Source organism: Chitinophaga sp. (assembly GCF_035538455.1).
In the GTDB taxonomy this organism is placed as follows: Bacteria; Bacteroidota; Bacteroidia; order Chitinophagales; family Chitinophagaceae; genus Chitinophaga.
This window is the reverse complement of sequence record NZ_DATLKJ010000262.1, coordinates 1-6,981: the sequence shown is the minus strand read 5'-3', so window position 1 is coordinate 6,981 and position 6,981 is coordinate 1. Positions and strand designations below refer to the sequence as shown.

Genomic DNA, 6,981 nt, shown 5'->3' with positions numbered 1-6,981 from the left:
GAAGAGATCAGAGCTATTCTGAGTACACAGCATCTTCATAACGGGAATGCGCAAACGCCGTCCGCCATCACTGCTGCGGACAGGGGGGATATGTCGCTCATCCCGCTGTCGTACAGCCAGGAGCGGCTCTGGTTCCTTGATCAGCTGGAAAGCAGCGCTAACTATCATATCCCTGCCATCCTGCGGCTGAAGGGCAGCCTGCATCATGAGGCGCTGGCCTACGCACTGCGTACCATCGTCAACAGGCATGAAGTGCTGCGTACTATCATTGAAGAAGAGGACGGAAAGGCTCATCAGCGTGTACTGGAAAAAGATCTGTGGGAGCTGGATATCATTACACACGGGCATGAAGAGGAAGCGGTAGCCCTGCAATCTTTCGTTAAATCACTGATCGATATTCCCTTTGATCTGGGTAATGATCACATGTTGCGCGCTCACCTGACCAGAAAAGATGAAGAAGAACATCTGCTGGTGGTGGTGATGCATCATATTGCCTCCGACGGCTGGTCGGTAGGTATCATCGTAAAAGAATTGATAGCGCTGTATGAAGCATATGGAGAAGGCCGTACCGCCGACTTATCCACGATGGACATACAGTATGCAGACTATGCCATCTGGCAGCGCCGGCATATCTCCGGTGCAGTGATCGACAAACAGCTGGACTACTGGAAACATAAACTCAATGACGTACAGCCGTTACAGTTACCCACGGATTATCCGCGGCCTGCCATCCAAAGTACACGCGGTGCGCAGGTGTTGTTCCATTTTGATAAACAGCTTGCTGCAAAACTGAACAGGCTGTCACGCTCCCATGACGTGACCCTTTATATGACCCTGCTCGCTGCCTTCAATGTATTGCTGCATCGCTATACAGGTCAGGACGATATCTGCGTAGGCAGCCCTGTTGCGGGCCGTACCATGCAGGAGGTGGAAGATCTCGTAGGGTTCTTCATCAACACATTGGCGCTGCGCAACAATCTCGCCGGCAATCCATCGTTTACAGCGGTATTGCAGCAGGTAAGACAAACCATGCTGGGTGCTTACGATCACCAGGATGTGCCATTCGAAAAGATTGTGGAGGCAGTAACGAAGGAGCGCGATATGAGCCGCTCACCTTTGTTCCAGGTGGTATTTGTGCTACAAAACACACCGGACGCACCGGAATTGCAGCTCGGCGGACTACAGCTGACGCACGAACAGGCACTGCATACCACGGCAAAATTTGATCTCTCATTTGTTATACATGAAGATGAAACAGGGCTGTCCGGTAAGGTAGAATATTGTGCCGAACTGTTTAAGGAAGATACAGTAACCCGGATGGTAGCGCACTTTCAGCAATTGTTGCAGTCGTTGGCCGCCAATCCTGGTGAAAATATTGGCTCCCTGGCTATGTTGTCCGGAGAAGAACAGCAGTTGCTGACCACCGGCTTTAATAACAGGGTGGCAAACTACCCGGCAGACAAGACCGCGGTAGCGCTCTTTGAAGAAAAAGCCGCCGCCATCCCCGATGCGCCGGCGCTCTTGTTTGCAGACGGGCAGCTCACTTACAGCCAGCTGGATGAATATGCCAACCGGATTGCACAGCTGCTGCAACAAAACGGTGTACTGCCTGAAACACTTGTGCCGTTGTGCATTGAGCGTTCCCCGCTGACTATCGCTGCAATCCTGGGCATCCTGAAAGCCGGCGGCGCTTATGTTCCCATCGATCCTGACTACCCCGCAGAGCGTATCAGCTATGTGTTGGAAGATACCCAGGCATCACTGGTACTGAGCAGCAAAGCTTCCATGGGGAAGATCCCCGCGAAGGATGGCCTGCGCGTCATTGCATTGGATGATGATACCGCAGCGACAGACAGCTATGCTGCCGTTAAACCGGAGGTGACCCTGAACGCCGGTAACCTCGCCTACATCATCTATACTTCCGGTTCCACCGGCAAACCCAAAGGGGTGATGATAGCGCATCGCGGATTGGTGAACCTTGCCCTCGGGCAGGCGGAACTACTACGATTGAAAGAAGGTATGCGTTACCTGCAATTTGCCTCTTTCGGCTTTGACGCTTCCTGCTATGAAATATTCAACACACTGTTGAGTGGCGGAGCACTGGTGTTGCCTTCCAAAGAAGAGCTGCTGACGGCAGAACGCTTTGGCGAAATGGTCAGCAGGTATAATGTGGAGGTGGTGACGCTGCCGCCTTCTTACCAGCATATGATCAAAGAGGTGCTGGGACCTGTAAAGACAGTCGTATCCGCAGGCGAGCCACTGATCCGGGAAGACGCCAGGTACATGCAGTCCGCAGGAATACGGCTGATTAACGCTTACGGCCCGACGGAGAATACCGTCTGCACGACGCTTACGGACAACCCGCTGCGGGATAATGGGGTTGTTTCTATCGGTGATCCGGTACCTAACGTGCAGGTGTATATCCTGGACGCTTATAAAGGACTAAGTCCCATGGGGGTAGCGGGCGAAATATGCGTAGGCGGCGCCAACCTGGCCCGTGGCTATCTGCATCGTGAAGCGTTGACAAACGAAAAATTCATCTCCAATCCTTTCAGCAACGACGCTGAAAGCCGTTTATATAGAACCGGTGATCTTGGCCGCTGGCTGCCGGATGGTACTATCGAATATCTCGGCCGTATAGACGACCAGGTAAAGATCCGCGGCTACCGGATTGAACCGGGCGAAATTGAAAGCGTATTGCAGCAATGCACACTGGTGGATGAAGCGGTGGTCATTGCAAAAGCAGATCAGCAGCAGCATCACCATAAACGACTCATCGGATATGTCGTTCCTGTCGGTCCCTTTGATAGGGAGGGTATTACAGCCTGGCTCAGACAACAGCTGCCAGAGTATATGGTGCCGGCGATGATCATTCCGCTTGATAAGCTGCCGGTAACTCCCAGTGGAAAAGTTGATCGCAAAGCATTGCCGGAGCCTGATGTGCAGGCTTTGACTAAAGCAGCCTATAATGCTCCGCGGAACGCGGCCGAGCAGGCCATTGCAGCAATATGGCAGGAACTGCTGGGGCTACAACGGGTAGGGATACACGATAACTTCTTTGAACTGGGCGGTGATTCTATTATCACCATACAGGTGGTGAGCCGCGCAAAGCAGCAGGGCTATGTGCTGCATCCCCGTGACCTCTTTACCCATCAGACGATCAGTGAACTGTCGCCATTACTGACTACCGCAAAAACAGCGGCGATTTTCGGAGAGCAGGGCATGCTTACCGGTGTCAGTGGCTTGCTGCCAATCCAGCAATGGTTCTTTGAAACCGGTGGGTCCGGCAATGCGCATTTTAATCAAAGCGTATTGCTGTCAATAGGAAAGAGCGTTGAGGCATCGGTGTTAGATGCTGCCATAAAGCAGCTGGTGCGTTATCATGACGCACTCCGGTTTACCTACCGGCCGGATAGTAAAGGCTTCATACAGGAGTATGGCGATTATGAACCCCGGCTGGAGACGGTTGACCTGCGCAATATTCCGGCTGAGGATCTTACAGCCCGGATAGAGGCATATGCCAGCGATTGCCATCAGGGTCCTGATACCGGGAAAGGGACGCTCTTCCATGCCGCCCTGTTACAGATGCCTTCAGATGAAACACATAACCGGCTGCTTTTCATCATTCACCACCTTGCGGTAGATGGGGTATCCTGGCGTATCCTGTTACAGGACCTCGAAACGCTGCTGAAGAAGAAAGGTAATCGCAAGGCTGCCGCTGTATTGGGATTGAAAGGCTCCTCCTTCAGGCAATGGTATGATGCACTCGCCAGCTACGGCCACCGTCCACAGCTGCTGCATCAGCAAGAGTATTGGGAGAAGACTGTGCAGCGCTATGTGCCGCTTAAAACCGATAAAAAATCTGACAGTATTGTTACTGCCGCGGATACCGCACATATCGTGGTGAAATTGCCGGCTGCGCAGACCCAGCGCCTGTTACAGGAAGCGCCGCGGGCCTATCATACAGAAATCAATGACCTGCTGCTGGCCGCCCTGGCAAAAACAATCGCCGGATGGACACAGACAGCCGATGTGCTGATAGGCCTGGAAGGGCATGGCAGGGAAGATATTTCCGCGGGTATTGACATCAGCCGTACCGTTGGCTGGTTTACCAACCTGTACCCGGTACTGCTGGAAGTGAAGCCCGGTAAGGATAATGGCAGCTTCCTGAAAGATATTAAAGAACAACTGCGTAAAATAAAAGATAAAGGCGTCGGTTATGGCGTACTGAAATATATCAACAGAACATCTGCGTTACAGGGAAAGGATCCCTGGGATGTTATTTTCAACTATCTCGGGCAAACAGATAACGTTATCCGGGAAGACGGTATACTGACATCTGCACCCGAATCGTCAGGGTCCGGGTTGGGCGCCGCTTTCCCCGTACGCGAAAAGTTATCTGTCAATAGTATCATACAGGATGAAGAACTCGTATTGCAATGGGGATACAGTACCCTGCATTACGAAGCAGAAAGTATCAGTACACTGGCTGCCGCGTTTGTATCTAACCTGGAGCTGCTGATTGCCCATTGTACAGAACAGGCGGCTAACGGCACTGTATATACGCCGGCGGATTATAACCTGGGCGATGAGGTGTCAAACGAAGAGCTGGATGCCTTTCTGGATACGCCTTTCGCCGGCGCGCCCAGAAGGGCACAGGTGGAAAGCCTGTACCGCCTGAGCAGCTTGCAGGAAGGGATGTTGTTCCATAACCTCATCAATGAACAGGCGGCTGTGTATGTGGAACCGATGTCCTGCCAGCTGAGGAATCTCGACGAAGATATATTCCTGCAAAGCTGGAATGAACTGACGAGGCGGCACAGCATACTGCGGACAGCCTTCTACCACCAGGTATTCAGCATACCGGTACAATGTGTATACAACCAGGTACGTATACCCTTCAACGTTATTGACCTGCGTCATCTCGATGAAACTGCACGCGGGCAGGCCATTCAGGAATACGAAGCTGCCGATGGCAAAACAGCATTTGACCTTGCAGCAGCGCCGCTGATGCGGATCACGCTGTTCCGTTTGCAGGGAAATGATTACCGTATGCTTTGGACCTCCCATCATATTATACTGGATGGCTGGTCGCTGGCAGTAATGGTGAAAGAGCTGCTGGAGATATATGAATCACTGGCAACGGGCGGGCCATTGTCTTTTGTTACAGTTGATCAGTTTGAAGATTATATCCGTTACCTTGAAAGAAGAGATAAAGAACAGGACGAATATTACTGGCGGAATTACCTGCACACATTGACAGCGGGTAACCTGTTGCCGTTTATCAGTTCCACAGCGGAGCGTACCAGAGGGACAGGTATCTACCGGGAAAAACTCCTCCGGATAAATGCTGCTGCCACTGGCCGTCTGGCACAATATGCACAGCGCAGCCATATCACCCTGAATACACTGATGCAGGGCGTATGGTCATACCTGTTATATCGTTACACCGGCAGCAATGAGGTAGTTTACGGCATCACTGTCTCCGGCCGCCCGGATGATCTGTCTGGTATAGAGCAACGTGTCGGCCTGTATATCAACACCATTCCTTCTCACACGGTACTGGAGCCGGAAGCCGGTATCACAGAATGGTTGCGGCAGTTGCAGAACGGCCAGATGCAGAGCCGCGAATACCAATATGTAGGTCTCAATGAAATACAGCGCTGGACAGGGTTGCAGGGTGAGCTTTTCGATACGTCCATCACCTTCCAGAATTATCCCATTAATGAGGTAGTGGCTTCCCACAGTTGGAAATTGCAGATAGATGACGTGGAGGCGCACCCCCACACCAATTACCCGCTTACCATTATCATCGGTATCGCGGAGGAAGCCAGTCTGCTCTTTACCTACAACAGCGACCTGTTACCAACATTTTATATAGAACAGATAGCCGCACATTTTGAAGAGACATTGGAGCAGATGATCACCCATGAAGACGGGAAGATTGCAGATATAGATCTCCTCACACCAGCCGGCCTCAGCGAACTGGCAGGCAGGGGAGCACACCGTATAGCCGTAACCGTGCCGGAGAAGCCTTTCACCCACCTGTTTGAATCGCAGGTGCGGCACACCCCACAGGCCGTGGCGCTGGCCTTTGAAGATCATATTCTTACTTACCAGGAACTGGACGAGCGCTCCAGCCAGCTGGCCAATTACCTCCGCAGCAAAGGCGTGGGAGCAGATACACTGGTGCCTCTCTGTATTGAACGCTCCGCCGCTATGATCATTGCCATCCTGGGTATTGTAAAAGCCGGCGGCGCTTATGTGCCCATAGAGCCGGATTTCCCGGCAGAGCGGATAAAATTTATGCTGGAAGATACCCGTGCATCCGTGATCGTTAGTAGCAACACAGCAAGGGAAGCACTACCGGATATATCCGGCCTCGACATCATCGCCATAGAGGACGGGAAAATAGACAGCTGCTCTACTATCGTAAGAGAACTGCCCTTTACTGCCGACAGATTATTATATGTAATCTACACCTCCGGCAGTACCGGTACGCCCAAAGGCGTACTGGTTACGCATGGTAACCTCTATGACTATATTGCCGGGCTGAGTGCCGCGCTACCTGTTAATGCCTGCCGCTCCTTCGGACTGTTGTCGAGCATCGCAACAGACCTGGGCAATACTGTCCTGTTCAGTGCACTTTTATCTGGCGCAGTATTACACTTGTTTTCCAAAGCGGCCATCAATGACGCTGGCTATATGTACGATTACATGGATAAATACCCGGTCGACTGTATCAAGATCGTACCTTCTCACTGGAAGGCTTTGTCAGAGCCGGAAAAACTGCTGCTCCCGGCGAAGCTGCTTATATTCGGCGGCGAGGCGCTGGAAAGCGCAGTGGTGGAAAGTATCTGGATGTCCGGCAGCCGTTGCACAGTCGTGAATCACTATGGCCCGACAGAAACGACGATAGGAAAACTGCTGCATGTAGTGAACACTGATTCCCTTTATGACGATGTGGTGCCGGTTGGTAAG

At 52.1% G+C, this 6,981-nt stretch carries 1 protein-coding gene; it reads left to right on the top strand.

The annotated features are described in order from the left end of the window. Window positions 1-6,981, top strand: a 6,981-nt coding sequence (locus VM802_RS30250) for a non-ribosomal peptide synthetase (RefSeq protein ID WP_325537911.1), incomplete at both ends; no start/stop codon positions are given.